This window comes from Methanosarcina vacuolata Z-761 (assembly GCF_000969905.1).
Classification (GTDB): domain Archaea; phylum Halobacteriota; class Methanosarcinia; order Methanosarcinales; family Methanosarcinaceae; genus Methanosarcina; species Methanosarcina vacuolata.
The window spans coordinates 4,071,996-4,097,389 of record NZ_CP009520.1 but is presented as its reverse complement, the minus strand read 5'-3'; the positions used below and the strand labels follow the sequence as shown (position 1 = coordinate 4,097,389).

The 25,394-nt window shown below is 40.5% G+C and carries 18 protein-coding genes and 2 pseudogenes; 11 read left to right on the top strand and 9 right to left on the bottom strand.

The window, feature by feature from the left end; translation table 11 throughout:
• Positions 1 to 9: 9 nt before the first annotated feature.
• The 6 genes and pseudogenes from thiC to MSVAZ_RS16790 form a co-directional block, all read right to left on the bottom strand.
• Positions 10 to 1,296, bottom strand: a complete 1,287-nt coding sequence (gene thiC, locus MSVAZ_RS16815) for a phosphomethylpyrimidine synthase ThiC (protein ID WP_048122842.1) — start codon at positions 1,294 to 1,296, stop codon at positions 10 to 12.
• Between the two features lie 533 nt (positions 1,297 to 1,829).
• On the bottom strand, positions 1,830 to 2,747 hold the full coding sequence (gene aglJ / locus MSVAZ_RS16810; protein ID WP_048122841.1) for an S-layer glycoprotein N-glycosyltransferase AglJ: 918 nt from the start codon (positions 2,745 to 2,747) through the stop codon (positions 1,830 to 1,832).
• 116 nt (positions 2,748 to 2,863) lie between these two features.
• On the bottom strand, positions 2,864 to 3,415 hold the full coding sequence (locus MSVAZ_RS16805; RefSeq protein WP_048122839.1) for a TATA-box-binding protein: 552 nt from the start codon (positions 3,413 to 3,415) through the stop codon (positions 2,864 to 2,866).
• Positions 3,416 to 3,608: 193 nt separating this feature from the next.
• Entirely contained in the window at positions 3,609 to 4,724 is a 1,116-nt protein-coding gene (gene scpB, locus MSVAZ_RS16800) for an SMC-Scp complex subunit ScpB (RefSeq protein WP_048122837.1), read from the bottom strand.
• 627 nt (positions 4,725 to 5,351) lie between these two features.
• Positions 5,352 to 6,502: pseudogene (locus tag MSVAZ_RS16795) on the bottom strand (MFS transporter).
• 70 nt (positions 6,503 to 6,572) lie between these two features.
• Entirely contained in the window at positions 6,573 to 7,040 is a 468-nt protein-coding gene (locus MSVAZ_RS16790; RefSeq protein WP_048122835.1) for a MarR family winged helix-turn-helix transcriptional regulator, read from the bottom strand.
• A 600-nt stretch (positions 7,041 to 7,640) separates the two neighbouring features.
• Between MSVAZ_RS16790 and MSVAZ_RS16785 the strand changes: the two genes are divergently transcribed.
• The 9 genes and pseudogenes from MSVAZ_RS16785 to MSVAZ_RS16750 all read left to right on the top strand — a co-directional run bounded on the left by MSVAZ_RS16785 (position 7,641) and on the right by MSVAZ_RS16750 (position 16,303).
• A complete protein-coding gene (locus tag MSVAZ_RS16785; RefSeq protein ID WP_052728025.1) occupies positions 7,641 to 8,201 on the top strand; it encodes a TetR/AcrR family transcriptional regulator in 561 nt (186 codons plus the stop codon).
• Positions 8,202 to 8,342: 141 nt separating this feature from the next.
• On the top strand, positions 8,343 to 8,627 hold the full coding sequence (locus tag MSVAZ_RS16780) for a hypothetical protein (RefSeq protein WP_157206122.1): 285 nt from the start codon (positions 8,343 to 8,345) through the stop codon (positions 8,625 to 8,627).
• Positions 8,628 to 9,193: 566 nt separating this feature from the next.
• Complete coding sequence (locus MSVAZ_RS16775) at positions 9,194 to 9,751, top strand: TATA-box-binding protein (protein ID WP_048122829.1); 558 nt, start codon at positions 9,194 to 9,196, stop codon at positions 9,749 to 9,751.
• Between the two features lie 537 nt (positions 9,752 to 10,288).
• Positions 10,289 to 10,381 (top strand): annotated as a pseudogene (locus tag MSVAZ_RS21905) (TetR family transcriptional regulator); the annotation flags it as partial.
• Positions 10,382 to 10,384: 3 nt separating this feature from the next.
• Positions 10,385 to 10,795, top strand: a complete 411-nt coding sequence (locus MSVAZ_RS16770) for an LmrA/YxaF family transcription factor (RefSeq protein WP_157206121.1) — start codon at positions 10,385 to 10,387, stop codon at positions 10,793 to 10,795.
• 178 nt (positions 10,796 to 10,973) lie between these two features.
• On the top strand, positions 10,974 to 11,324 hold the full coding sequence (locus MSVAZ_RS16765; RefSeq protein WP_048122827.1) for a hypothetical protein: 351 nt from the start codon (positions 10,974 to 10,976) through the stop codon (positions 11,322 to 11,324).
• Positions 11,325 to 12,056: 732 nt separating this feature from the next.
• Positions 12,057 to 13,436 (top strand): agmatine deiminase family protein, encoded by a 1,380-nt coding sequence (locus MSVAZ_RS16760; protein ID WP_048122826.1) that lies wholly within the window; start codon positions 12,057 to 12,059, stop codon positions 13,434 to 13,436.
• Positions 13,437 to 13,461: 25 nt separating this feature from the next.
• Positions 13,462 to 14,817, top strand: a complete 1,356-nt coding sequence (locus MSVAZ_RS16755) for a phosphatidylserine decarboxylase family protein (RefSeq protein ID WP_048122824.1) — start codon at positions 13,462 to 13,464, stop codon at positions 14,815 to 14,817.
• Positions 14,818 to 14,893: 76 nt separating this feature from the next.
• Positions 14,894 to 16,303: a C69 family dipeptidase gene (locus MSVAZ_RS16750; RefSeq protein ID WP_198146762.1), complete on the top strand. Its 1,410-nt coding sequence runs from the start codon at positions 14,894 to 14,896 to the stop codon at positions 16,301 to 16,303.
• Positions 16,304 to 16,630: 327 nt separating this feature from the next.
• Here the strand turns inward: MSVAZ_RS16750 and MSVAZ_RS16745 are convergent, their stop codons facing one another.
• Both MSVAZ_RS16745 and MSVAZ_RS16740 read right to left on the bottom strand, forming a co-directional pair.
• A complete protein-coding gene (locus MSVAZ_RS16745) occupies positions 16,631 to 16,915 on the bottom strand; it encodes a hypothetical protein (RefSeq protein WP_048122820.1) in 285 nt (94 codons plus the stop codon).
• Between the two features lie 99 nt (positions 16,916 to 17,014).
• Positions 17,015 to 18,247, bottom strand: coding sequence for a pentapeptide repeat-containing protein (locus tag MSVAZ_RS16740; protein WP_052728023.1), 1,233 nt, complete (start codon positions 18,245 to 18,247; stop codon positions 17,015 to 17,017).
• Positions 18,248 to 18,671: 424 nt separating this feature from the next.
• Between MSVAZ_RS16740 and MSVAZ_RS16735 the strand changes: the two genes are divergently transcribed.
• Complete coding sequence (locus tag MSVAZ_RS16735) at positions 18,672 to 20,000, top strand: DNA double-strand break repair nuclease NurA (protein WP_048122818.1); 1,329 nt, start codon at positions 18,672 to 18,674, stop codon at positions 19,998 to 20,000.
• A 665-nt stretch (positions 20,001 to 20,665) separates the two neighbouring features.
• A complete protein-coding gene (locus MSVAZ_RS16730; protein WP_394297492.1) occupies positions 20,666 to 22,453 on the top strand; it encodes an ATP-binding protein in 1,788 nt (595 codons plus the stop codon).
• Between the two features lie 534 nt (positions 22,454 to 22,987).
• Here MSVAZ_RS16730 and MSVAZ_RS21445 read toward each other — a convergent pair.
• Positions 22,988 to 24,880, bottom strand: a complete 1,893-nt coding sequence (locus MSVAZ_RS21445) for a S8 family serine peptidase (RefSeq protein WP_052728022.1) — start codon at positions 24,878 to 24,880, stop codon at positions 22,988 to 22,990.
• Positions 24,881 to 25,394 lie beyond the last annotated feature (514 nt).

The window sequence follows — 25,394 nt, the reverse complement described above, 5'->3', positions numbered from 1 at the left end:
TGTACCTGCTTATTTTGCAAGGTTGTAGTTCTGGTTGACGATCTTAAGGGCGCAGAAGTTACCGCACATTGTGCAGGCGTCAGAATCTTCGGGGGCCCTGCTGTTCCTAACTTCTTTTGCGTGTTCGGGGTCGATTGCAAGAGAGTACATCTTTTGCCAATCGAGTTCTCTTCTGGCCCTGCCCATCGCAAGGTCCTGTTCTCTTGCCCTGTCTGGATATTTTACCATATCGCCTACGTGAGCTGCAATCCTGGAGGTTTTGACTCCTGTGATGACATCTTCGAGGTTTGGAAGGGCTAGGTGTTCTGCAGGAGTAACGTAGCAGAGGAAATCACATCCGTATGATGCAGATACAGATGCTCCGATTGCAGTTACGATGTGGTCATAACCGGGAGCGATGTCAGTTACAAGTGGACCGAGCATGTAGAAGGGCTTGTGGCCGCTCATTTCCTTCATGAGTTTTACGTTGGTTCCAATCTGGTCGAGAGGGACATGACCCGGACCTTCAACAATAACCTGCAGACCCTGTTTGTGGGCTTTATCGGCCAGTTCGGCATTGATGATGAGTTCCTGGATCTGGGCACGGTCGGTTGCGTCGTGGACTGCACCTGCACGCATTCCATTTCCGGTAGAGAGGACTACTTCGTGCTCCTTGAGGATTTCAATGAGATAATCAAAGTTTGCGTAAAGAGGATTTTCTTTTTCGTTGTGGAGCATCCAGGAAGTCATGAAGGCACCACCACGGGAACAGAGACCACCGTACCTGCCGTGGGCTTTAAGCCGGTCCATTGTGATATTGTTGATTCCTGTGTGGATTGCCATGAAGTTGGTTCCGAGCTTTGCCTGGTCTTCGGTTGCCTTGAAAAGTTCGTCTTCGGTCATATCCACGATTGAGCCGTATTTCCTTGCAGCTTCAATGAAAGCCTGGTAAAGAGGCACTGAACCGACTGAAAGGGAAATACTGTCAATGACCTTTTTCCTGATTGCAAGGAAGTCTCCACCAGTTCCGAGCTCCATAAGGGTGTCTGCACCTGCAGCTTCGGCAGCCTGTGCTTTTTTAACTTCCATATCTGCATCAACAATATCCGAGGACACACCGATAGATGCATTGACTTTGGTCCTGAGCCCTTCTCCTATACCGCAAATCTTTACCTTCCTGTATGGAGATGTTGGAATAACAATTCTGCCGGCTGCAACCCCACGGCGGATGAATTCAGGTTCAAGACCTTCGTCTTTTGCAACAATCTTCATTTCTTCAGTAATAATCCCTTTTTGTGCATCTTCCACGATCGTCATATTATTAACCTCAAGATTTTGATCATCTGTAAAATTTGTCTGTAAGATAAATCTGTAATTAAAGCAAGGGTGAATTAGATCATAAAATGCGCGTAATTATATATAACACTTTTTAAAAAATTAACTTTAACCGTAATCAAGTTTACTTTACTTATGTGTCTATAGTTATTGAAAAATATGAAGTGTGGAATTAAAATAAATATTTTATAAATTTATATTAAACTTTCGTTGAATAAAAAACAAGTAAACTTGTTTTCAGGGGGGGTTGAAAAATCTGAAGAAAATATCAAAATAACAAGAGATTCAAGATACCATATACGAGAGCTCAGATACGTGAAACCAGATACAAGATGTCAGATACGAGATGCCAAATACGAGATACCAGATACGAGAAGCTAGATACGAGAAGCTAGATACAAGATCACAGATACAAGATGCCATATGCCTAAATTACTGTAACAGGATGAAAACCAAACAATCAGGCACTGTAAAAATGAGTAATAAAAATAAAAAATCGCCATTAAGAGAGTTTTTTACTTTCTCTGTTTGTTCTGCTCCATGATTAACTGGACTGTTTGCCTATGGAGGGTTAATATGAAATCACTCAAGGTTCCGAAGATAAACATCTGAAGGCCGAATATGATCAGTAGGGTTGTAAGAATAGTAAGCGGGATATGATCGACTCCCCGGAACCATTCGATTACAATAAAGGTTCCTGTGAACAGGCCTGCCATGATTAAGACGAAACCTATAATTCCAAAGTAAAACATGGGATTGTGCACTTTTGCAAGCCTGTAGATTGTAGATCCAATCCTGAATCCGTCTTTTACCGGATTTAGCTTGGTTGCGCCTTTTTCACTTCTCGGCAAGTAAGTGATAGAGACTTCTTCAACCCTCTGTTTTTTAAGAATACATTCCACAGAAATTTCGGTCTCTATTTCGAAACCTGTCTTATTAAGTTCAAGTTCTTTTACACTTTCAAGCGTAAACGCACGGTAGCCTGAGAGGATATCTTTTAATTTCACGCTATATGCAACGTCAAAAAACATATTTATCAAATGGTTGCCCACAAGGTTGAGCCTCGTAAAAGCTCCCTGGGCGTAATTCTCCAGCCGGTTACCTATAACGTGGTCGGCACGACCTTCCAGCACAGGCTCGAGAAGGGAATGAGCCTCTCGGGCAAGATATGTTCCGTCGCCATCAACCATTATCACGTAAGGGCTCCCTATAAGCCCGAAGGCCTGAATCATTGCCTGCCCTTTACCTTTCCCGGTCTGCATGACTACTTTTGCGCCTTCAGCTTCTGCAATTTGCCCTGTGCCGTCCTTGCTGTTCCCATCAATTACCAGAATATTGGAAAAGCCTTCCTGCTTGAAGTCCTTAATAAGCTGCCCTATTGTTGCAGCTTCGTTCAGAGTGGGAATAAGAATGCAAACATCTGCGCTGTTCACGTCTCACACATATCCTTTACCGGAACCTCTACGTGCATCGCAGAATCCGTTTTATTGTATAATTTATCAGTTACTTTTACTTCCAGAATAGTGGTATATTAATATATTGAGGGTTCTTATAAAAGCCCCATGTTGTCGAGCTGCTGGCGGACGACTTCAACACCCCTCTCACAATCCTCAGGGGTCTTGCCACCGGTAACTACCAGTTTTCCGGAGCTGAAGATGAGCACAACTACTTTGGGGTCATCGATCCTGTACACAAGGCCAGGGAACTGCTCAGGCTCGTATTCAATATTTTCAAGTCCAAGCCCTATTGCAATTGCGTTCAGGTTCAAAATAGTATGCAGGTCTGCAGAAGCAACAATGTTCTGGACAGTAATCTGAGGGTTCTCTATAGTCGGAATCCCTATACTGTTCAGCTTTTTCGCCATATTGCCTATAACTGTATGCACATCAGCAACGTTTTTTGCCCCTGTACAGACAACCTTACCGGAAGTAAAGACCAGGAATGCAGCTTTAGGATCTGAAACTCTGTAAACGAGTCCGGGAAACTTCTGCTTGTTGTATTCGGCTCCTTCGAACCTTGATTCGATAACGGTTAAGTCGAATTCTTCAGCGAGTTTAGTGGATGCAACCACATTTTCGATCTTGATGCTAGATTCGCTCATTAGTCAACCCTCAGTATATAAAGCAAAGGTAATATCCTCTACCCAGTATATAAAGCTATAGCTAAATAGCCAGGTTACTATATAAATACTTTATATATAGAATATAAATGCCACAGAAAAACTTAAATTAAGGGCGCCCGTAATTCAAAAAAAATAATCAGAGATGAGGAAGGTTGTGCACCAATAAGGTACATCAGTCTTTTAACTTCTCAAGGCCTTCAAGAATAGAATCATACTTTGCACAGACCCTCTGGAGAAGGTCGCCTTTAACACTGCGGTGTGTGGGTATGAGGATCTGAGCCCCTTTTTCAATTTTAACTCCGCTTTTCGAAGTTCCATAGTCAGGTGCGATAAGAACTCCATCTGCAGAAATTCCAAGGGAAAGGTCGTTTACGATTCTTGAGACCATTTCAGTTGCCGGCTTGACCTTCTTCTCGATAAGAACGGCAGCAGAAACATATCTTTCTCTGGTTTCTCGAATTTTCTTAATGCTTTTTTCCATGGTTTTGGAGTCTACATCATCGGGGAGTTCTTCAGCAAGTAAGGCAATTGATTCTATAAGGTCTTCAAAAGTTGTTGAATGCATTTCAAGGACCTCTCCGTCGCAGTACTGCCGTACAGTATCAGCGTAACCGGCCGAGACCACGACAACATCGGCTTCAAGCAGGCGAGAGATTTCCTCTTTTGAAGGCGAGTAGGCATTGGCTACGAAGTATTCCCTGATCCCGCACATGCTCATAAGAGATTCATACATGGGGGTTACGGCAATGGTCTTCTTTCCTATCCAGAGGTTGATCTCACTCTGCCCTGCCTGAGACCTCAAAAGGTCAAGGATTTTCTCTTTTATGGCTTTAGGGTCATTTCTTTTAAGCCCGAAGTAATCTGCAAAAAGAGGGGTTGTTGAAAGCTGCCTGCTTCTCCCGCAGGGCACGGACTCTACAAAACCTCGCTCTATAAGGTCCTTTATATGATCATAGGCTCCGCTTCCTCTCATATCAATGAGGTCTGACTGGAGCAGGGGCTGATGATAGGCAATCATGGAAAGGGTACGAAGTTTTGGGGCTGAAAGCTCTTTTGGGGCGACTTCCCGCATAAGCTCGGAGTATTCGGGCTTGACCTGCATAACATACCGCTCCCCAAGATCAAGAATCTCAATTCCGGACCCTCGGGAAGAATAAGCCTCTGTCAATTTCTGTACTGCCGAAAGGACGGCTTTTTTGGGTTTTCCTGTAATTTTCATAAGTTTTTCGAGGCTTACTGCCCTGCCAGCAGCAAAAAGCGCAGCTTCGATAATCTCAAGCTCACTCATAATTCTCACTTCCAGAAAAGGAATAAAATTTTCTTTAATCAGGTTAATCGGTAATCGAACGGACTTAATCAATCATTTTTGTAGGTTTTTACTATAAGTAAAGTTTCAGAGCACCAGGAATCCGCAATTTATACTTCACCAAATCCCTGAGTTTCTTTTCAAGCATTCCTTCTCGATTTGCTGTTTTCAATCTTTAAATAAGGTTTCCTGTATTGTTAAAATAAACCGAAATACCTGCTTTACTGCTTCAATCCCAAGAGCAATTGCAAGGTGAGATTTGAATAACAGGGTGGAATTGCTCCCTACCCCGTCTTCCAGGAACCGGCCTAGAATTTTTCAATTCATCCGGCTCGAGCCACTACTACCCTTCCGGGTGTCAGTTTGGAACGGAATTGGATTTAGTGATGCATTTCTTCCGGTAGTATTCCATTATTTTCCATTGTTCGAAATAGTCTTATCGATAAATGGATTCTTTGTATTCTCTTCAAATTGCATGGGTAAAAGGAAATTTCATGTAATAGGATCAAAGAAAGATCATACCCTGGAGCTTTAATGTTGGCATCAATAATTAGTTAGATGAAGTTTTGAGACGACCCCTTACACTATATCATCTAAAAGTTCAACAAATTATTGATTTGACAACGATATTTTCGTCTCTTTTATGTGTTTGTCACCTGGTTTTTCAAAAGAATTCTTCATTAAATACGTTATCAGAGCAACAAGCAACCCAAAGGAACCTGCTATCCTAAAAACCGTGTCAAGATCAAAATGTGACAGGACAATACCAAGCACTATGGGAGAAAGACTCTGACCAACGTACTTCATGGTGTTGTGAATAGATAACACACTACCTTTTGATTCTGAAGGAGCGATCTGAACTATCTGTGCATCAATTGCGGTTTGAGCAAGCCCAAAACCTGCTCCGAATAGCAACATTAAGAGAAGAACTGTGAAAATCGAATACGCAAATGAAACAGAAAAGATTGCCAGTCCAGTAAGTGTAAAACCAGTAGCAATAATTAGCATGGTTGAATGTTTACTAGCCAGAATCTTCACGCGGGGTATAATCAAAATGACAGCTATTCCCTGAAAAGCCAATACAATTCCTGCTCCCTTTGCAGTATAGCCTAATACATTCTGAAGCATAAAGGGAACGTAGATGAGCACTGAAAATAGTATAAAGAAAACCGCAAAGCTTAGGAATACCGTGTATAATATTCTTAATTCCTTGAGTGCTGTAAACCCGTTTAATATACCTTTGTGAGCCTCATTGTCCCTCTGAACCCTTGTCTCTGGAAGGAAGGCCATCGCAACAAAAGCAAGCGGAAGTGAAAGTACATAGAAAAGAAATGGATAGTTCCATCTCAAACTTGCCAGTCCTCCGCCTATAAGAGGGGCAGATACTGAGCCAATGGCAAGAGCCATACTAACCTTATTCATGGCGTACAAACTTCTATGGCCTTTGTACACATCCGCTATGATCATCATGGGCAAAGACGTCATCCCTGCTACCCCGATACCCTGTATGAACCTCAAGAGAAAAAGTGATTGCAGGTCAGAGATAAAATAACTTACAAGTCCTGTTAGACCGTAAATCACAAGGCAGGGACAAGTAGATTCTTCCGGTTTACACGGTCAATGAAATGCCCAATAACCAGGGCGAAAATAGCCGTTGAGATAGTGTACGCCGATATCAACAGTCCTACGTCTTGGGATGTTGCGTGCAGAGGTTTCATCATCGCTGGCAATGCTGGTGATAAAAGAGCGCCTCCTGCCATTGAAAAAAATGCAACAATACAAATAATAAGAAGATGAGCACTTTTAAATTGCATGATCTTGTCCCGTTATTCACATTATTTTGAGTCCATTTTCAAACATAATTTCAAGTGAATTCGTAATCTCTCTTCTTTGACTGTCATCAAAACTGGAGAAGAGAATGTCCCCCCACTCTGAAGCTATTTTTTTCATATCAGGTTCCAGCTTTTTCCCTTTCTCGGTAAGAAAAACCCGGTATGATCGTTTGTCTTTCTCATCCCTCTGTCTGAAAACATAACCCTCATCAACAAGTTTCTGTATAGCCCTTGCAGTAGTGCCCTTATCAATTTTTAGATAGTCAGAAAGACTCTCCTGATTGATCCCATCCTCGCGATATAGTCTCATAAGAAAAGGAAACTGTCCGCTTCCAATACCATATGGCTCAATTTTTTTCCCAATATAGATTTGTCCATATCTGTAGAGATATGAGATGGCCTTTCCAATGAACTCCTGATCACACAATCTAGCATGTGAGCTTCCATTGAATTCAATTGTATTCATTTTTATTATCCACCATATTGTCTAATTGAAATAGTTGCAATTACAACCATAATCGTTGTGTATACCTGCACTAATATCATAAATAGTTGTTGACACAACTAATTGTTCACAAAACCTTAATATTTAGATTTAGAATCTCCACTGATACACCTTGTAACTGTTGTATCATGCAATGAAATTTTGAATAATTTTGAATCTGTAAAATCATTTCAAGATAAAACACAAAGTTGGGTATCTAAAATTAGCAAACTGCTAAAAATATAAAAGTAGTAAAAATATAAAAGTAGTTAAGTTTTGGTATAAGAAGTATTTTTCTCATCTGTTCTTAAATAGCTTTAAGTCTTATAGCTGTAGTAATCCAGTTAAATGCTGGGTTTACCTGAAAAAAACCTCTGCATTAGAGTAGTCAGTAAAATATATATAATATGTAGACCAGTCGCTATAATTAATAGGAAAATTATTCGGTCATGCCTGTGAGTTACTGATCAATTCTAAAAAATAGAGCACATTCTCCATGTTTGAAAAAAGCGGAAAGAGATAATTTGTTCTTACGTTTTTCAATAACTCATTCCCTTTACCAATAATTCCATGGGATCTAAAATGAATACACGTGAAAAAATCCTTACGACGGCTGCTTTTTTATTCCAGAAAAATGGGTATCATGCTACTGGATTAAATGAGATCATTAAAGAAAGTGGAACTCCGAAAGGATCATTGTATTATTATTTTCCAAATGGAAAAGAGGAATTAGTAGCAGCTACTATAAAATTGATGGGAGATAAAATTCAACATCAAATCGAAGAAGAATTAGCAAAGAATAGCGATCCCGTTCAAGCCTTTAAGGAGTTCATTCTGGATTTGGCACGGGACTTCAATGAAAAAGATCACGAAAATTGTTTTTCTATCAGTTTGCTGGCCTTAGAGACAGTCTCGATGAGTGAGTCTTTACGAAAAACCTGTATTGAAGTCTATGATCTATGGACGGATATATATTATCATAAATTGGTTGATAGTGGGTTTTCATCAGAAAAGGCTACAGAATTAAGCTCAATTCTTCAATTAATGATCGAAGGCGCGATAACGGTATCTTTGATTCGTAATGATACTACCATGCTGGTAGCTGCAGCGGAAAAAATTCCAATTTTACTAGATAATAACTAATTTAAATTTTTATATATTTTTGCCCACTGATATATAGACCGGTCTATTTTCTGCTGTGGGTGATTTGTTTAAGGAAGATTGCAGATTGTCAAACTTCCCAAAACTTTAAACTTGTATTTTAAATCTTTGAACAGTGATATTATGAGTAGAATAGAATTTCACAATACGAAATGGCTTGAAAAACTACGGGTTCATCTTGAAAAAAATAGATTTACTGACTGGGACACTCAGTCAATAGACTTATATCAACATTTTCTCAAAATGATCAACACCCCGGATTATAAGCAGTTGCAAGGAATAGAGATAGATAGATATGAAATGCATTCTGGATGTATAGTTTTTTACGATGACGAACATATAAATCTGGTAATTGTATCTTTTGACGACACTGATGTGAATGAACTTACTAAGAGAGTTGGGTTGTAAGATATCAAAATTTACATATAGGCAATTGTCATTGCCAGGAAATATATGTAGTAAGAACCTATTTGAAAAGTTAAAAATGGAATATTGTTCTGTCATGTCTTCGGTTGATATAACAAGATCAGATTAATTAGATATTTTTCTGCATAAATAAAATACCTACTGAACGCGTTTATTTCATCGGGATCACAGAGCAACGACTACTCTGTTTTTGATAGGGGATGAAGTGAACCCTGTTTTCATTTCGGATTCGCTTAAACCTCTGTACTATTTTTTCTTTTTAATGTAAGGTTTCCTTGCATTGCGGTTACAGAATGTGGTAACAAAACTTTGCCCTAAGCGAGTCTTGTTGGAGGAAATGTAACTGTTGTTTAAAGTAATTAGTAAAATATAAATAATATGTAGACCAGTCATTATAATTATTCGATAATTATCAGGTCATGTCCGTGAGTTGCTGACCAATTCCGAAAAAGAGAATTCATCCTCATGTTTGAAAAAAAGGAAGGTATTCTTGTGATCATGTTTTTCAATAACTCACGCCCATCACCAATAATTCTATGGGATGTTGTATGGAACCCACAATAACTATAGAGAACATAGTGGCATCTACCAGGCTGGCAGAAGATTTCGACCTGCAAAAATTAATGGACGCTGGGCTTGAAGGCGCAGAATATAACAAAACGAAGTTTCCCGGCCTTGTATACAGAATTGAGAATCCAAAGGTTGTCTTTCTAATTTTCACCTCTGGAAAAGTGGTATGCGCTGGAGCCAGGAGTACCGATAAAGCTCATATGGCTCTGATCAATCTGGCTAATGAACTCAGTTCTATAGGTTGCAAGGAAATAGATCCAGAGCCTGAGATTCACGTTCAAAATGTAGTAGCCTCCGCAGATTTGAACACGAATTTAAACTTGAACGCCATTTTGACAGCCTTTGGAATGGAAAACGTCGAGTACGAGCCAGAGGTATTTCCTGGGCTTGTTTATAAGCTTGAGGCTCCCAAAGTGGTAGTGCTTGTATTCAGAACTGGCAAGCTGGTAATTACAGGTGGAAAATGTCCAGAGGATTGCGAGGAGGGCCTGCGGATCATTAAGACACAGTTTGAAGAATTAGGACTTCTTTATTAACTAGACACTCACAAAAATGATCTATTTTTAAAGATCCCAGTGCCTTATTTCCCAGGTTAAACACGTTTTTTGCCTCAAAAATAAATAACTCGAAAAAGTATGTCTGGATAAACAGAGACCTTGAAACAACATATAATGATTATTTCCTGCAGGTTCAAGTATTGATCTAGTTAAGGTTATTTGCTCTGACCTGGAGCTCATGACTCTTTGAGACTTGTTCTGCCAAGTCTTCGGTTGATTGAAAAAATTAGATGAGTTCGATACTTTTCGTATAAACCTATGCTTTAGAGCAGTCAGTAAAATATAAATAATATGTAGACCAGTCATTATAATCAATCGGAAAATTATTCGGTTATTGGCGTGAGTTACTGATCAATTTCAAAAAAGAGTAAATCCTCCATGTTTGGTAAATAGTGAAAAGCCATTATTTTCTCACGTTTTTCAGTAACTCACGCCTGTTACCAATAATTCTATGGGATCTAAAATGAATACACGTGAAAAAATCCTTACTACGGCTGCTTTTTTTTCCAGAAAAATGGTTATCATGTAACTGGGTTAAATAAAATCATTACAGAAAGTGAAACGCCGAAAGGATCATTGTATTATCATTTCCCAGATGGAAAAGAGGAATTAGTGACAGCTACTATAAAATTGATAGGAGATACAATTCAACACTATATAGAAGAAGAATTATCAAAGAACAGCAATCCTATTCAATCCATCGAGGAATTTATTCTGGATATAGCACAGAAATTCAATGAAAAAGATCACGAAAATTGTTTCTCTATCAATTTGCTAGCCTTAGAGACGGTCTCGATAAGTGAGTCTTTACGAAAAACCTGTATTGAAGTCTATGATCTGTGGACGGATACATATTATCAGAAATTGGTTGATAGTGGATTTTCATCAGAAAAAGCGAGAGAACTAAGCTTAATTCTTCAATTAATGATAGAAGGCGCGATAACGATATCTTTGATTCGTAATGATACTACCATGCTGGTATCCGCTGCTGAAAAAATTCCAATTTTATTGAATACTAAGTAACTTAAGTTTTTATATATTTTTACCAACTGATGTATAGGCCGGTCTATATACTCACGAGGCTGAAATCTATGACAACTCATATCGAAATTGATGGAAACGTTGTACAATTATATAATCAGTATATGAATATGCATCTCGAAATGCAAGTTTTTCTGACTATGCAGATGAGAAAGTGAATATGTCATATTTTTCAGATAAGGACAAAGAATCGAAGCTCCCGAAAGTGTTTGTTCGCTCTATATTACTATATAAAGACTTGAATTTTTCAGTCGGAAAACAGGTAGTTGATGGTGTAGAATTTCCTGAAACAATAGTAATAGGTGGCTTAGAATATATATTGGTAAATTGGGGTGAGCATGAAATCAGCTACCTGAAAGCAGAAGCCATGGATAAACCCGTGTACACTCTTATATACAGAACTGTACGGGTTGTGAATGGAATGTATCTATATTGTTATTCCTTAGAAACCGAGATCTTCGAAACAGAGGAAGCAGCACAGGCAAAGGCCGATGAGCTGAACAACATGTGAAGAAATGTAACGATAAGCCATTTTATAACAACAAGTAATTTTATAACGACAAGTTATTTTTATCTTGTGTTGAACTAAATAGCAAAACGCCAAATGTTAGTTTTTATACTGAATGTGCCTGAATTATTTGAGTAACAGGTACAATAAAATGGAAAGTGTTCGACCTTACATGTTTTAACTGTCTCTCTTTTTTGATCATGCTTTTGGTTATGCTTTTGGTTATGCTTTCGGTTATGCTTTTGGTTATGCTTTCGGTTATGCTTTTGGTTATGCTTTTCTAAACTAAATCGTTCTACTGCATATAGGAATACAGGACATTTTGTTGATTACTGCTCATCAAATGAAAAAAAGTAAGAAACACATAGTCCCTTTTTGCAGTATTTTATACTTTATCAATGAGTTGGCACTTGGTAGCATCTATGCTGGGATTAGGCCTGATAAACAATAGTGGAAGTTCTGGTAATTCTGATAATTTATTGTTATGAGTTTTCTCGAAAAAGGCAGAGCACTTCTCTTTTAATGAAGCGTGTCCTTCGTCTAATTTTGCATTGACACTATTTGATTTTTGAGTTTAATATACAAATCTTAATTATATATTCATAAATCGGTCTCCATAATTTCAAATATTTTTATATAATGGTAAAATTTAATTATAGAAGTTACATAGTGATACAGTCAAGGACATCTAGATGTTTACTTAGGAGTGAACTAAATTAAACAAAGGAGATATGTATGCTTAAAAAATACCATTTTGCCAAACCAACAGCGAGACAGTTGGCGACTTTGTTTAACAAAATGTGCAAATGTCCCTCACCGCCCGCACACAAAACATATTACTGCGACGTGCCCTCGCCGGTAAACGCTGTCGCTGAATTCGCCCCAATGGGAGGGGTTTTGGTTGCTTATCCGGGAACTCTCGCCCCTCCGGAAGATAAAAAACAATTGCCGCCGTCGGGACCGCGCTCTTTTGGTGTTCCCAACGAGCTTATTATCCGTATGCAGCAGTTGGATTCAAAAGGAGCTCCTGTTAGAATTTTTGTCATGTGCGACGATGAGACCCAGTTGCCTTTAATTATTAAAAGTCTTGAGGAAACTGCAAAGTCGTTAAAGATCGCATTTGATCCCAATCTGGTACATCTCGTTCCATGGGACACCGACACCTACTGGACAAGGGACTATGGCCCCTGGTGGATTAAAAACAAAAAAACCGGATGTTTCGCCATTGCAAAACATATCTACACCTCCCTTGGCGGTGGCTCTGTAGGTATGATAGAAGGAGCGGAAGAGGTTGACCCGCGGGAAGGTTCCGGGATATTCAGGCCGAACGATGATGCCGGAGCGACAAAGTTTTCCGATTGGCTGAACGCTCCCATCCGAAAATGGAATAATGCGGGCTGGAACGGCAAAAAACTTCCCCCCATCCAGACACATGACTGGTATTTCACCGGACTCCTTAACGTTGGTGGAAATTATATGGTCACGGGGGATGGTATTATCGCTTCGTCTTATCTCGTCGCCACACAAAACGAACTCCCCGTAGACTCGGAAGAGCAGGTTACGAATCCCGATGCGACTACCGTCGAAAAGCGTATGGAATATATCATGGACCAATGCAACCGCTTTCTCGGCGCCAAAAAATATCTTGTTCTGACTGATCCGACTGGCACCTATATCGGTCATATTGATTGTTGGGGAAAATTCCTCGCGCCAAATAAAGTGCTGATCGCGCAGTCTCAGGACAAGAAAACCAATGAGGCTTTTGACGGCATCTCGGATTTCTTTAAACAAGAGGGATTTGAGGTTTTCCGGGTAATGTGCCAGGACATTTATGTCCCAATAGCCGACACCCCGTCAACCACCGCCGCTTACACTAACAGCCTAATCCTGAACGAACATGTGTATGTGCCTATAGCGGGTGGCGAATACACAAAATTCGATGATGAAGCCCTTAATGTCTATCGCAAAGCTCTGCCGGGTTACGAAGTTGTCGGCATACCTGGAAAACCTGAATTCCCATGGCTGGGTACCGATGCTTTGCATTGCAGGACAATGGGCGTTCCAAGAGAGGTAGTAGACAACTGGTTGAAAAGCCAGACCCAACCTTTAATTTAAAACATTCAATAGAGGAGAGAAATGTATGGAAAAGACTAACACCGCACAATACCGGATTGGAGAATGGCTCCCTTCTGACCAAAAAATTTTGAATGATTGGTTGGCCGATCTTATTGACGAAGTAGACGCTGAAAAAAAGCCGTTTCATCCGGTCATACAAGAGCTTCAGGAGCTTATTGAATCAGACGCTGAAATTTACGCGCTTGTAACCATGATGTTCGCCCAGGTGCCGAAGAAGTATGAACATAGCGTGTATGGAAAACAGGTAAGAGACTATAAGCATTTTTTAGATCTGCTGAATGCCATAATGACAAAATCCCCTACTTATAACGACACCGGCTGCGTCGGTTTTCCTATTAACGCGATTCTCGACTGGGCAATGGGCACCGAAGGCGGTTTTGCGGCGTTCCTTAATGATAAACTCAACGCCCAGTTCAAGAAGGTGCTGAACCATTGGGGGACGTTCCTTAAGTCCGTGGACTCAAATTATGTTCTAGTGGAGGACAATAACCCGATCAAAGGGACGAAAAAACGCAGAACAAAGCAGTATTATTGGCTTAGCGACAAGGCCATGGTGGCGATGATGAATATGATGAGGCAGGGAAATCCGCTCCTCAGACCCGATGAGCATGAAAAGGCGAGGTTAGAGTTTATCGAGACATTTGAATGTGACCCGGAAAAACCGCATTACGGCTTTGCCTGCTGGGACGATTTTTTCACCAGGGAATTCCGGGACGGGAAACGTCCAACTGCCGGGGAGGGTGATGATTCCATCATTGTTAACGCATGTGAATCCGCTCCCTATAAAATTGCACAGGGTGATAAGGAAGTACAACTGCGCACAAAGTTTTGGATCAAAGGGCAACCATACTCACTTGCGCATATGTTTGATGGTGACGAGAGAACCGAACAGTTTGTGGGAGGCTCTGTCTATCAGGCATTTTTGAGTGCCAGAAGCTACCATCGATGGAACAGCCCTGTATCGGGGAGGATTGTTAAAACAAAGGTCATTGACGGGACATATTACTCAGAGACCCCGACGGAAGGTTATGACCCGGTTGCACCAAATGACTCACAGGGGTATATAAGCGAAGTCGCAACGCGGGCGCTTATTTTCATCGAGGCCGACAATCCAAAAATAGGGCTGATGTGCTTTATGCCCATTGGCATGGCAGAGGTATCTTCTTGTGACATACAGGTTTATGAAGGTCAAAAGGTCACAAAAGGCCAACCTATCGGAACATTCCACTTCGGCGGTTCAACTTATTGTCTCTTCTTCCGAAAGGGGGTGAATATTGAATTTGATTTGCCGAAGGACAATCCGCCAGGCCTGAATTCATACAATCTTTTCGTTAATTCAAAACTGGCTATCGTTAAATAACAAAACCCTGGGGATGAGAGGGGTGTCGTGAGAAATCCACGATTCTTCTTCTCGCCTTATTAATGAAGGTGAGAGTGTGTGCACAAGCTTAATGGCAGGCAAAAAAGCGACCTGCGACGGGACAATTTTGTTGTCCAGAAACGAAGACTATACCCGGAACAACTGGAATAAATATATGATCTTTCGTCCATTTCCGGAGTATTACAACAAGCAAGACGACAACGCCGCTGTTTCTGATAATGTATGGACTTTGGGGAACGGACTGAAAGTCCCGGTCCCGCAAAAAATGTACCGGTATAACGCAATGCCGGACGCCGCGGGTTATGAAGAGGCAACGTACGCTATCGGAAGACGTTTTTTCTTTGAAGAGCGTGGTATTAACGAACGCAATGTTGCTATTTCCGCGACAAACTCCCTTACCATTAATGATAACGCAAGTGGTGCCGACCCTCTGCTAGCTTCCGGCGGCATTGCTGAATCGGTAATACCAACCCTTCTTCTACCGCAGGTTGAATCGGCAAAAGAGGCTGTAAAGCTTCTTGGCAGATATGTCGAAAAGTATGGCGCAAGCGAGGTTAATGGTATTTTAATAGGCGACCCCGATGAGTCATGGTACTTTGAGATAGGATCATGTCATCACTGGATTGCTGTTAAAATCCCCGAAGATTCATACCTCGTAGTGGCAAATGGCATGAGGGTGCATTCTGTTGATCTTGACAACGAAGATGTTCTGCATTCCAAAAAACTCTTTAAATTTGTTTGCGAACACAAACTGCTTGAGGCACCTGATCGGCATAACTTTAACTTTGCCGAAGCTTTTGGCATTCCAGGTGATCCTTATAATGTCGACCGCATATGGCTCGCACAGAAAATCCTTACTCCTTCATTGAAACAAAAATCCCGGGAATGCCAGTATCCGCTTTTTCTCAAGCCGGACAAAAAAATCCATGTCCGTGACGTTATGAACGTGCTACGTGCTACCTACAAGGGAACGGAGCTTGAAGGCATAGCGGAGCGGCCGATTGGGGTGGATAGGACTGCTGAAAGCCATATTATGGTTCTTGATCCAAAGATGCCTCAGGAGCTAAAAGGTTTGATATGGCAGGTTGTCAGCACCCCTATGGGCGCACCCTACATCCCTCTCTATAGCGTTATGGATGATATCCCTCACGGTTTTAGCCTTGAAGGAAATCAGTACAGTCCGTTATCAGCATATTGGTCTTTCAGGGGGCTCTATTCACTCTGCGAAGTAAACCATGATGAATATAGATTCCTTGTAGAGAAGTTGTGGCGAGACTATGAAGAGCAATCTTTCCGGGAATATGAGCCCATTAGAGAGACATTAATGAAGATATATGCCAGCGACCCTGCTGCAGCAATAGATTTCGCAAAACGATATAGCACCGGAATCGCTTACCAGACTGTTGGAATAGCCAATAAGGAGCGGGATCTTCTCATGACGAAAATCACTAGTGATACACAGTAGTTCTGAACAACCCAATTTCCGAACTCTGAAGTCGAAACATTAGTAAATATTTTGGTGCCGTTCTCGTCTGCGGTTTCGTTAAAGGTCATACAAAATATGATTTCCGGGGAGGATCTAGCTCAGCAGAATCCTCGGTCCATAATTTGAAGCACGTTGGAGGGGAATAAGGGGAATTCCAGGTAAAACGCCAAATCTGAAAAACTAATTTTAAGAAATTCCATTGAAAATGGGAATTTTTTTAGATTTAACTTTTTAAAGCCAGAAGGAAAAAATACTGTTCAAGAACTAAATGCATATGAAATTCTTCGAATAACAGGCATGTTCAACTTATTTATCAGTCTCGTAGGCAGATGTCCAGTTTAAATACAACTCAGTGATAAAATTTTCTTGCCCTTTTACATAATAAATCGTTTCTATGGCAGGCCACCAACCACAAAGAGTATAAACTTCTTCAGCAGTGGTATGCTTCGGATCAATTCCTTTATCAATGAGCTGTTGGAATTCATCAGCCGTTAGTTCCCTAAGTTCCGATGTTACAGGGTCTGGCCTAAAGACATATGTTAAGCTCATGACCGCAGGCTTCTTCTCCTCAGGTTTCTGTTTTGTAGCCATGTTATTTCATTTCCTATTCTATTTTCTAGTAATATAGGAAGTGAAATATATTAAATTTTTGAAAAATGATGAAAATTAGTATGTTGAAAGATATGTGCTTTAATACGATTTTTTAATAAGGGACTGGTATTTCTCTGGGTATTTCTCTTCTAGTAATCTGCAAAGATCTTCGCTTAATGTTGCACCATAGAGTGTTTTCACTTTGGAAAGTTGGTCTAGTGTAAAGTTCAGAGTTCCTCTAAGGTCAGCTCCATCAATATGAGCATCATTAAGTTCAGCTCCTTTAAGATTTGCTTCATTAAGGTAAGCTCCTTCAAGATTAACTCCGTAAAGTTTTGCTCCTTCAAGATGAGTCTCTATAAGGCAAGCTTTTTCAAGATTAGCTCCATTAAGGTAAGTTTCTTCTAAATGAGTTCCTGAAAGATCAGCTTCTTCAAGATGAGCATTAATAAGATTAGCCCCTTCAAGATGAGCATTAATAAGGTTAGCCCCTTCAAGATAAGCTTCATTAAGATAAGCTCCTTCAAGATGAGCTCCACTAAGTCTTGCTCCTTCAAGATGAGCTTTTCCAAGAGTAGTTCCTTCAAGATGAGCGTTCATAAGGTAAGCTCCTTCAAGATGAGCATTCATAAGGTTAGTCTCTTCAACAAGATGAGCTTCATTAAGGTGAGCTCCTTCAAGATGAACCTCCACAAGACTAGTTTTTTTCATATAAACCTCTATTAGATTAGCTTTTTCAAGATGGGCCTTTTTAAACTTTGCTTCTCCTATATAAGCCTTTTTAAGTTTTGCTCCTTCAAGATGAGCTTCTTCAAAGTTGGTCCCTTCAAGGTGAGCTCCTTCAAAGTTAATCCCTTCAAGATGAGCCTCTATAAGGTCGGCGTTTTGAAGACAAGTTCCTTGTAGTTCTAAACGTTTGTCCTCTCCTTTATGAAAGGAGTACTTACGTCTTCCAATGATTGTGAGAATTGCTTGAATATCTGGTGAAATCTTTCTTACCTCTGGAACTTCGCTTATTTCAGCACTTGAATTTTCTCTGACGTAAGCAGTTAATATTTCCATGATTGGCCAGTAGTCTTTTTCAGATTCATTTGAGATTCTCTCAAGTGCATATATTCCACCTAAGCGAATCTCTAATTTTTCATTTCCCAACTGATCAACAGCTCCACGAAGCTGCTCAATAAGCCCATTTTTCAGGCCTTCCTGAGCGATATTTATGCTTTTTTCTGCAGCAAAAGTTTGTTTACGATTGTAATGTAGAGCAATGATACTAATGATGATGCCTGAAATAGCAACAGTGACACTTAAGTACGGATTTTCCAGACCGGTCACAAGACCACCTCATACTTTTTGTAATAAAGTAATACTATATCCCACTCAGTTCCCAAATCTAGTGCTTTTTGCATTTTTTGATTAAAATCCTTAATTTCCAGGAAGAATTCAGACTTCAATCAAACTAAATATTCAAGATCTTCCAGAATCAATCAATAGATAACGTTCAAGGATTGTGACCATTTTCAAATCTAGTGATTTTTGATTTTATGGTTATCACTGGACTTTGGCATTGTGTCCCATATACACATTTTTTATTAATTAAATGGAAACATTGATTAGACTTTCTTAAACTTTCTCTATCACTTGAGAAGATTCTCATGGAAAAAAGTTGTATATTCCATCACTCATTTTCCAATAAAGAATCTTCTTTTCCCCTTTCCATTCAATAAATATATATGACTCCTCAAAGTATCTTTTATCCATGACCCTTGAGCCCGTGCATATGCATAAAATCTCGGAGCTTGCAAAAAAGATTGACTGCTCGTTTGAGTCTGAGGAGGTAAAAACAGCTTCGGATATATATTCTCTGCTTGAGGAGCTGAGTCTCGATGGGAAGGTCATTCTTAAAGCTATAGACAGGCTCTTTCGGGGAATTGTAAGGACTCAACTGATGGCACAGGGTGAAGACCCGTATCCTCTTACTTATGCCTGCGACAGCGGAAGTACCAACCCAAGGACTTATGACAGCGGGCTTTTTGTAGATTTCTGCCACTGTGGTCTGGCTTCAACGCCTACTAATCTTGATATTCAGAGATTCCGAACAATCGTATGCGCCGCTTATTCTTCTTCCCAGAGGGTATCCATGCAGGGTAGCGCAATCTGGGAAACCTTCGATGAAGGGTTTGGAAGGGCAAAACTGGTTACAATCGCGCCTGATGAGTTAAAAAGAAAAGCTTCTGACATGGTGCACAGTTTTGCCATGTACCTGGCAGAATCCGAACATATTCTTTTCATGAAAGACAGGATAAAGCCCGAGAGCTTTTTCATAATGGACGGGCCGATTTATCCAAAACAGCTAATGTACTGGATGGTGCTGGACGACGAGGACGTAAGGGTCCGGCAGAACACCGACGCCCGAAAAATCCTCCAGAATTACATCGATATTATGGATCATTTCCTGAAAAATAGGCAGCCTGTAATTGGGTTTGTAAAAAATCCAATTGACATGCAGATTATGGACAGCGTCCGGAAAAAAGGAAACGCTCTCGATCTGCCCTGGATGCTGGATTCACAGTTTTTCAAGAATCTACTCTCCCTGGAAAAAGTTGACAAAGCTTCAGGACACGGGGGACGAAATTCGAACAATAACGGGAAGAACGGCAAGCACAACGGCTCCAAAAATGATTACATTACTTACACGAACTGGTTTTTGCAGCCCAACAGGTTTTACGAAAAATTGCTTAACGGGACTTCACCCCTTGCAGCCGCAGACCCTCTCCAGCAGAAACTCAGGCACGATTTCCCGCCTGAAGATTATGCTCTTTGTTTTTTCATGCTTTATGTACCCTACAAAGATGTGGTCTTCAAGGTCGAAGCCCCATATGGGCTTGTTAAAGACGATTTTCTCCGTATGCAAATGACCAAAAAAGTGCTCTTTGACCTTTCTTTGTATGGTTTTCCTCTTACCCTCACAAAAGCAGACCATCTGGCAAAAATCAGGAAAGTAGAGAGGGAAGAGATTGATAAATTCTTTGAAAATATGAATCCCGATACTACTTACAATGACACTCGGTGGGGTAAGATTGAATGAAATATGAAAATGTCGACATTTTTACTTTTAACTCTTACAAACCAAAAAAGGAGTCAACTCCTGTCAATTCAGGAACGGAAGAAAATGCAGGTTCAAGGGAAAGCCCTGCTGAGCTAAGAAATGAAAGTCTTGCTGAGTCAAGAAATGAAAATCTTGCTGAGTCAAGAAATGAAAATCTTGCTGAGCTAAGAAATGAAATTCCTGCTGAGCCAAGAAATGAAAGTCTTGCTGAGCCAAGAAATGAAAATCTTGATGAAATAAATCCTGAAAACAGGAATATAAGCAAAACAGCAAATTCCATTGAAGACGCTCCCGATCTGGTCGCCTCTAATCAGGTCACCTCTATACTCACACCTGATACTGAGGAAATACTTCAAATCCCCTTATCCGAGGATCTAAGGAAAGATTGTCTGGAGGATGTACCCGATTTTATCCCAACCAAATCCGGTATTGAATCCGGTACTGAATACGATACTGAATTCGGCATTGAACATGGTACTGAATCCGACATTAAATCCGGTATTAAATCTGGCATTGAACAAGGTACTGAACCCAGCACTGAATCTGATAGTAAATCCAACATTTTTTCAGACCCTGCCGAAGCAATTTTTGAATCTTCCTCTCTACCCAGAACTGCTCCTGTATCTAAGACTGCTTCTCTGTCTATTTCAGATCTCTCTCTTGAATCCGAAGTTCTCGGGAGATCCGTAAAGGAAAATTATCCTTTTGAAGGTTTTGCCGGATGTGATGATAATGTACTGAAAGTTTCTCCGGTTTCAGAAGCTTTCGGGATTGTCACTACAGGCATAGAGCCCCTTGAATTAACCCCTTCAGGAGCTGTAATTACCGGCTACATTACATCAGCTCGACGGGATGAGATAAGGCTGGGAACATACGTTGTTGTGCCTTATGAAAACGGAGAAAAACTCTTTGCCAGGGTGGGAAAACTCCAGTACAGGCAGGAGTTTGTTGTAGACGATGCAACTGAAATTCATTCAAGGCGCATGCTCAGTGCCCGTGGAAACCCTGTAAATGAAGACGATTACAAGTTCCTTGCCTGTCTTGATCCGCTCTGTATTCTCTACCGAAAAGCCGAAGGAAAACTCACTCGGCGGATGGCAGACCGGATTCCTCACCCTAACACTCCTATCCTGCCGGTTACTGACAGGCTTGAAGTCCAGACAGGGCTTAACATTCCCGAAAACGGGATCTTTATCGGCCACCTGAGTGTAGGGGGCGAGCTTTTAAAAACCAATTCCGAGCCCGAAACGGTTGCATATTACCTGAGAAACGACTATTCCATGGGTGATCCCCTTATTTTCAGGCATATGCTTATTTGCGGGAGCACAGGGACAGGAAAAACTTTCCTCTCTAAGAATATCCTCCGCCAGTTTATGAATGAAAGCAACAGGTACAGGCTGCGGGGTTCTCCTGACAAGGCGCGGAAAAATCCTTGCCTGGTAATTATGGACCCTCAGGACGAGTATTCCCAGCTTTTTGAGGATAACGAAAACCTCACTGAGGACGATAAATTCCGGTTTGAATCCGAAAATGTAACCTATGGCCGGGTACTCTCTACAAAGGCTTTCGTGGCAAAAGTCGATGGGCAAAGATATCCCGGAGATAAATCCAGAGCCGAGCAGATTGAGTTTACAATTCCTTTTTCGCTTGTAGAACACAATTCCTGGCTTATTGCAGCAGCCGGAATGTCAGAACTCCAGTATATCGGGCTTGAAGTGCTTCTTGGAGATTTCTTCAAGTCAAGTGTACCCCATACTTACCTGAATTTCATCAACCATGTTGATAATGAAGGTACCCGTTCCTACTATGTTGACAGCGGGAAGCTTCACGAGTCCTCATACGATGGGATTGTAAGAAGAGTAAGAAGTCACTTCTTCTCGAAGGTTTTTGACCGGGATGCGACTTCAATTACTGACCTTGTGGATAAGATCTTCAAACCAGGGCAGATTTCGGTTTTCCCGACTGAATATATAAGTGCTCCGAGAATCCGTGACCTTATAGTACTCACAATCATGAGCCTGATCGTGGACAACAAATTAAGTACAACGGGAAAGGAAGCTATTAAAGAAACTCCAATCATTCTTGCACTGGATGAGGCTCATCGATATCTCTCAAATGCAAATGGGGAACATTCTCGCCTTATTATTTCACGCTTTGCAGATGCAGCCCGCCAGGGCCGAAAAGAAGGACTAGGCCTTTTCTTGATAACCCAGGACCCTCAGGACATCGATGATACGGTTTTCAAGCAGATTAATACGAAACTGATCCTTAACCTCAACAATGACGCAGCTATTACATCTCTAAAAGTTCCGAAAGAATACGAGCGGAGAATTCCCTATCTTAAGAAAGGACAGATGATAATTCATTCTCCAGACAACAGCGATATCGTGGAGATAATCGGGCTTTCAAATTGTGTAGTCCGACATAGGTGATCTTATCAGGTTCGGTGATCAACAAATTTTCTTAGAAGATTCTTTGGCTGTACAGGCTTAGGTTGTACAGGGCAGGGTTTAGGCATAATGAAAGTCTATAGTACGAAAATCCGAAACATCCTGGTGTTGCGTAAACAGTAAAATGTCGTTTCAAATCAATTGCAATTATTTGTAAGCATTGAATCCTTGAAAATTGATGCTACACTAAACTTAATATGTGAATTAGTTTGCGAGAGTGAGTTATTGAAACCGTAAGTGTACTAATATAATTGTAAAAGTCTAAAATGTGTAAGCATCAATCTATGTTTTTCATAATATGAAGAATATGCCCTGTTTTTCCAATTAAATCAATAGCTCACGGACAACTAAAAACCAGATAATAAGATAGGTTTCTCAAAATCGCAAAAGAGAAAGTCAGTTTTCAAATTGGTTATACAAGATAAGATAATCTTGTTGTCAGATTTGATAAAATAATTTCCCCACTCCCTTTATCCATTATTTTTTCTCTTTTTCAATTAAAGAGTTTATAATGGTTTACTGACTTTCGGCGTATATTCCCGGTCTTGTGTTTGTTGTCACTTTTATGAAATTTGTCTTCGATATAGTACTGCTGCCTGCTGCATTGCTTACTGTAAGTGTAATCTTATAGTTTCCTGCCTGTGAATACTGATGGGTTGGATTCTTTTCTCTTGAAATTGCTCCATCTCCAAAACTCCATTTGTATGAAGTGGGGTTTCCGGAACTCTTATCTGTAAATTTAACTGTTAATGTTGCTTTTCCTGAGGTAGGGGATGCAGAGAACGAAGCAGTGGGTTTTGAGACTACTACTATGTAATCTGTTTTTGTTACCGTGTTACTGCCTGCAGTATTTGTTGCTGTTAGAGTCACAGTATAGTTACCTATTTTGGAATATTTATACTTTGGATTCTGGGCTGTTGAAGTTTTTCCGTCTCCAAAGGTCCATTTCCATTTGGTAGGTGTTCCTGTGCTGGTGTCAGTAAAGGCAACTGTCAATGGGACTTTTCCTGAGGTAGGCTTCGCAGTAAAGCTTGCTACAGGCATTCCGCCAAATACCGCATCATATGCATTGATCCGGCCTGAACCATAATTGTTATCCTTTCCTGATGATCCAAGGTCTACTGATGTATCTTCTAACTTCTCCTTTACAGCAGCCGGCTTCATAGTTGGGTTCTCTTCCAGAATTAATGCTGCAGTACCGGAAACGTGTGGTGTTGCCATGGAAGTTCCAGACCAGTCCGCATATCCGCCGCCTGGAAGTGTTGAAGTGACATCTACACCGGGTGCAGATACATCAGGTTTAATGTATGTCTGGTCATCAAGAGTAACGGGACCCCTACTGCTGAAATACGCTATTACATCGGAGGAATCTGTTGCACCGACAGTGCATGAATTGAGTTCATCACCAGGGCAATTAATTGTGCTAGATGCAGGTCCGCTGTTGCCAGCCGCTACAACAGGAATTACACCTGCTGCTACAACATTGTTTATTGTATCTGCAAATGCCGTGCTATGTACTGATGATCCACCACTGAAACTTATAATACGGGCATTATTAGTAACCGCCCACTCAAAGCCAAGAATACAGTCAGATAAATATCCAGAACCGCTTGCATCGAATACTTTTGCTACAATCAAATTTGTGCCTGGTGCAACTCCGGTTTGTATGCCATTAGCTCCGGTTCCTGAAATAGTTCCTGATACGTGAGTGCCATGCCCGTGATCGTCATAAGGAGACGACTCTGAGTTTACATAGTCGACCCAACCGATAACTTTCGGATCGGTTGTACTGGGGTTGTCGTCAAGGTCATCAAGATCGGGGTGTGTCGCATCGACTCCCGTATCCACGACAGCAACAGTTATTCCTTTCCCAGTTATACCCTGCTGCCAGACAGCAGGCGCTCCAATTTTGTCAACTCCCCATGCCGTACTCTCCTGGGCAGTCGATGCCTCTGTTTCTACAGAGGAAGTTTCGGATTGTCCTATGGAGTAAATTGCATCAAGCTCGACAGTTGAAACATCGGATCTTTCGGTAAGAGACGCTAAAACGTCAGGGGTTACACTGGCTGCTACAGCATTAATAATTGACATGGGTTTTATATCTTTTACATTGTTTTTGGATTTCTCAGTCTCGAGAAACGTTATGAGATCTTTCTGTTTACTCTCGATTTTCTCTTTTCCAGCAGCAGTAAATGAGATCTGCTGATCTGGTAGCATTATAATTACTGGGACTTTTTCCGTCGCTGAAGTTTCAGCAAGTTTAGAAGATAAACTCGCTGAGATCTTATCATTTGAGTCTTCAGCTAAAGCGTTAAATGAAAACAGAGATACTAATAAAAATAATGTGCAGATTACACATAACAGTTCAGAAACCGTGTTTCTTAAGGGCTTCTGGCTTTTTTTTTCCACCTATTCACACTCCTTTTCAAAGTTATTCTTTCATTATTAATGGGTATAACTTTCTGTAACAAAATTACCTGGGTTTTCAGACTTTTCATCCCAGAGAATTAAAGTAAATACCTGTTGAGTAACTATATTTTTGTGGTTGATATGCAGGTGTTAAACTTTATTACAGAACATAAGACCCTTATAGAGATCGGTGTCCAATTATAAAATACTTCTGAGTTTAAAAGGTCTGGTATTTATTTTAATATCGGAATATTCTTAAAAATAGAAGAATTAGTATCCTCCCAAATTGTATAAGTAAAAGTAAATTTTATGTATTTACTGAAAATTTAAGAATTTATCCAAGTCTGAAAAACAACGTCATGCGATGCATTCAACTTTATAAATGTATAAAAATTGTTGCACACTTTTCGAGTTGGAAAATTCTCCATTGAATTTGAAGAGGATACAAGAATGTGAATATTTAGTCGTATCAAAGCCTGGAAAAAATGCTTTTCAATACAAAAACTCAAAATGG